Source organism: Pirellulales bacterium, from assembly GCA_035939775.1.
In the GTDB taxonomy this organism is placed as follows: Bacteria; Planctomycetota; Planctomycetia; order Pirellulales; family DATAWG01; genus DASZFO01.
In genome coordinates, this window is the sequence record DASZFO010000158.1 from 1 (window position 1) to 4,110 (window position 4,110).

The following is a 4,110-nucleotide window of genomic DNA, read 5'->3' on the forward strand; positions in this document are numbered from 1 at the left end:
CACGTGACGGCCGCGATTCGCGCGCGTTTTTGTCGCAGCTTCCCCGATTGCGGCGAGCGGCTCCGGTTCGTGCCGCGGATGATCCAGGCCGATTACCTCACGCTCCTGGCCACCGCCGACGTGGCGCTCGACACAGTGCATTACTCGGGCGGCGCCAATTCCATTTACGACGCGCTCTCAGTCGGCACGCCCGTCGTCACCCTGCCAACCGCTCTGCACCGCGGAGGCTACACGCTTGCCGCTTACCGGACGATGGGAATGACCGCCTGCATCGCGAAATCTCCGGCGGAGTACGTCGAATTGGCCGTTCGATTGGCCAGCGATCCGGACCATCGCCGCAGCGTGCGGAATGAGATCGCCGCCACCCGCGGCGCGCTGTTCGACAATGTCGCCGCCGTCCGTGAACTGGAAGACCTGTTCGAGGAACTGGCCCTTCACGCTCGGCGGGACACGCCGTGATTCTCCTCGGCATCAGATTCACGACGAATATGGCGAACGACGGGGCTACATAAACGGAAGCGGCAAGGATATTCTTAGTCTTCGACGCCTTTAGCAGCGATCCGGCACGCAAGCGTGCCGGCTAGCGCGGCCGTATTGCCACTTTCGGCGACCACTCGAAACTTGCCACTTGCAAATTCCCTCGTCCTTCCTCCCATCGCATGCATATCGCATTTGTCGATTTCGTGCCTTGGGATTACACGATCGAGACCGTGTATCAGAAGCCGCTGGGGGGATCGCAATCGGCCTTGTGCTATCTGGCCGAGGAGCTGGCCCGCCGCGGGCACGAGGTGCAGCTCATCAACAATGCGGCGCTGCCGGGCGTTTCGCGCGGCGTCGTCTGCTTGCCAGCGGCGAAGGCCCAGGGCGACGTTTGGAAGAGCTTCGACCTGGTGGTGCTGCTGAATTCGGTGAAGCCCGGGCTATCGATCCGGCCGCTCTTGCGCAACGGCGCGCGGCTCATCGCCTGGATTCAACATGCTCACGATCAGCCGGCCGTGCAGCCGCTGGCGCGCGAGGAGGTCCGCAGTGCGTTCGATGGCTTTGCGCTCCTGAGCGATTGGCAGCGGGGTTGTTTCGAGCGAACCTTTCAGATCGATCCGGCGCGAGTGCGGGTTTTGCGAAATGCTGTCAGTCCGGCGTTTCTCGCTAGGTTCCCGCCCGGGGCGGATATCGTCGCCGCGAAACGGCGGCCCCCCGTGCTCGCTTACACAAGTACGCCGTTTCGCGGGCTCGATATTTTGGTGCATGCGTTTCCCGCGATTCGCCGTGACGTGCGGGGAGCGACGCTGCGAGTCTATTCGAGCATGCAGGTCTATCAAGCGGCCGACGAAAGCGATTCGGCCCAATATGGCCACCTTTATGAACTCTGCCGCGACACGCCCGGCGTCGAATACATCGGCTCGCTCGCGCAGCCGGAACTGGCCGAGCAATTGCGCGAGGTGGCGATGCTCGCGTATCCGAACCATTTCGCGGAGACAAGTTGCATCGCCGTAATGGAAGCGATGGCCAGCGGTTGCCGAATTGTGACAAGCGAATTGGGCGCTCTGCCCGAGACGACCGCGGGCTTCGCGCGGCTCATCCCGGTGGGCGACGATTGGCTCACGTACTCCGATCGCTTCATCGACGAGACGGTCCGCACGCTCGAGGAATTCGAGACGCAGCCCGGCAAGGTCAACGATTTGCTGAATCGCCAAGTCGCCTACATCAACGCCGAATGCACTTGGCCGCGGCGAGCTGACCAATGGGAAGCCTGGCTGGCGGAATCGTAGGGTGCGTCAAGTCCCCGCTGACGCACCGGGAGCTACACCCGGCCTCTCACTCTGTCTTGGTTTCCAATCGATGCCGAAGTTCCGCCATTAGATTGCTTACGTCCATGTGTCCTCGATCCGTCGTCCGCACTAACAACAGATTTCGAACAGCAATGACCTCGCTATCCGCAGCAGACGGCGTGGCGCCGGCGGCCTGCAAAGCTACCGTGGGAATGCCACGACGGGCGGATCGCCCCGGCTGGTCAAAGCCGGCGCTGGCAGATCCGCGAGGGCCATCGCCTTGTGCGCCCGGCGCGGGTCGCGGCAGGGCGAAACGGACCGCCTCGACTAGGTCGGCGATGGTCCAACCGTCACGCACAAAGTCCGCGACGTCGTATTGACGCATTTCGGTTTGACCTTCCTCAGTCGTTATCACGAGAGCTTCATTTTGGAGAACGAAAGTCAACTCGTGTTCATGCAGCATCAACCGCAGCGCTGAGCGCAGGGAAATGCCCTTAAGGGTTCGAAAAATCGGCGTGTCCGCACCAACACCAGCGTCTGTCATCGATTTGGAATCGAGCTGAACCTCGATCCCGTAGCGAATCTTAAGCGACTCGACCACGTCCTTTAGCGGCGTCTCGGCGAAATCCATCTCGGTCGGCTCGTCCAGAGCGCGCATGATCCGTTCGTAGGCGGATTGACCACCGGTTCCCGCGGATTGGCCGTTGGGCTTTTCTGCCGGCGCGGTGGCGGGCGACGTGCCGCGAGCCGGAGCCGTTTTCAGTACCTGCTTTTCGTCGTCCGCGGCAATTGCGGAGAAGCCGCGCAAACTAAATGCCAACGCAAGACCCACAAACGTCGACGCAAGCAACTTGCACATAAAGAACCCCCTTCCCTTGCGAGAATTCGCAAGCTCAAGACGGACCCACCGAGAAGTTTCGTCGCCCGCCAGTTCCGGATGGCAGGCTCGATCTATTAGCCGCAGTTTAGCGGGTGGGCTGGGGAAATTGCAAGCAGATTTAGACGTCGATCCACGACGAAAGTGGGCGACGAGTGATGAACCAGATGGCGGTCGCGTTAGCCGGTTCGCTTGCGAACCGAAGGCCGCCGCCGTTTGCGGCGGGTCAGCGGTTCGCAAGCGAACCGGCTAACGATGCGCCGCCGTGCCGCAATGCTCTTTGCGGTTTTGAACGCTGATGTTATTGCCGGTTGGCCAGCGATGCGCTCGGAATGCTCGCCGGGAAAAGATGCGGCGCGGGGATCGGGGCCTTCTTCTGCCCGGCCACCATTTCGGCCTGACATTGGAACCAAACACCGGCGTACGGATGGTTGCGATATTGCTCGAACCACGGGCCGCCGTTGGTGTAGTGGATCAGCTTCGTCGTGGCGTCCATCCAGTCGAGCGTGTTCCAGGTCCTGGGCAGCTCGCCGATCTGAGCGTCGGGGATGTCTTGGAAGCGATGGAGATATGCTCCGGTCCGCGTCTCGATCGCTTCCTTGCTCCAGACTGCGAGCTTCGCGCAATCCATCAGCATCATGCTCGACCAGTTCTTCCGCGGATAGCTGGTCTGTGGGCAGCCATACATCTTGACCGCGTTGGTCGGTTGATAGTCGTGCTGGACGACTCGCAGGGCATACGGCCGCATGTCGAGATCGTCGATTTCCCGCACGTCGCCGAGGCAGAGCATGTCGTTGTCGAGAAACAGGGCCTTGCCGCGGAAATTGCAAAGATAGGGCACGAGGAAGCGGCTGTACGTGAATTCCGTCGATGCGAGCGGATCGTGCGCCCGGCGGAGCCTCAGCTCGTCGAGCTTGAGATATTGGATGTCGAGCGGGATCGACGAGTGCTTGAGCAGGCTATAACGAAGCACGTCGGCCGGCTCGGGAAAACGGGAATCCCAACCAATGAAGATCCTCAGCATGTTCGATCCCTTCCGAAAAGACCAGGACGAGCGCTGGCGTACGTGTGGCACGTCGCCGGCGCAGTCTGAAAAAACCAGTTTGCGCAGGCCGTTTCCGTTCACTTCCTCTGCATAACTTCGGACTCTTGGCCCAAGTCGGTTGAGAAAAACGTCCGTGGGTAGCGATTGCGTCGAGTTTTCCGACGCCAGCAGCTAGCGATCGGTCGTGTCGCACGCCGAAGATGCCGATGCTGGCAGCGTCGGCCACTTGCGGCCGCGACTAAGCTTCGAATGAGAGGCCAACATGCGGCTCGCCGCCAACAGGCGGCAGGTCGAACACGAGCGGCGAAGTTGCCTTCGATTCGGTATCTGACGTCTCAGCGGCGCCGTCAGCCCGTTTTGTTCCCAACCGCTCGCAGACTTGCAACCAGGTTTCCCGCTCGATTTCCAAAACCCTAAGT

The 4,110-nt window shown here is 61.3% G+C and carries 5 protein-coding genes; 2 read left to right on the forward strand and 3 right to left on the reverse strand.

Annotation, left to right across the window (positions count from 1 at the left end):
• The coding region (locus tag VGY55_10180) for a hypothetical protein (GenBank protein ID HEV2970348.1) at positions 1–459 on the forward strand (459 nt) is incomplete at its 5' end.
• A gap of 200 nt (positions 460–659) precedes the next feature.
• Positions 660–1,769 (forward strand): glycosyltransferase family 4 protein, encoded by a 1,110-nt coding sequence (locus VGY55_10185; protein ID HEV2970349.1) that lies wholly within the window; start codon positions 660–662, stop codon positions 1,767–1,769.
• Between the two features lie 46 nt (positions 1,770–1,815).
• On the opposite strand, the gene VGY55_10190 is transcribed toward VGY55_10185, so the two are convergent.
• From VGY55_10190 to VGY55_10200, 3 genes are all read right to left on the reverse strand, one after another.
• Positions 1,816–2,427 (reverse strand): hypothetical protein, encoded by a 612-nt coding sequence (locus tag VGY55_10190; GenBank protein HEV2970350.1) that lies wholly within the window; start codon positions 2,425–2,427, stop codon positions 1,816–1,818.
• Between the two features lie 520 nt (positions 2,428–2,947).
• Positions 2,948–3,670, reverse strand: a complete 723-nt coding sequence (locus VGY55_10195) for a glycosyltransferase (protein ID HEV2970351.1) — start codon at positions 3,668–3,670, stop codon at positions 2,948–2,950.
• Positions 3,671–3,929: 259 nt separating this feature from the next.
• The coding region (locus tag VGY55_10200; protein HEV2970352.1) for a hypothetical protein at positions 3,930–4,110 on the reverse strand (181 nt) is incomplete at its 5' end.

Coding starts and splice junctions, on each gene's coding strand:
- VGY55_10185 (HEV2970349.1), top strand. CDS start 660: ATGCATATCGCATTTGTCGATTTCGTGCCTTGGGATTACACGATCGAG.
- VGY55_10190 (HEV2970350.1), bottom strand. CDS start 2,427: ATGCGCGCTCTGGACGAGCCGACCGAGATGGATTTCGCCGAGACGCCG.
- VGY55_10195 (HEV2970351.1), bottom strand. CDS start 3,670: ATGCTGAGGATCTTCATTGGTTGGGATTCCCGTTTTCCCGAGCCGGCC.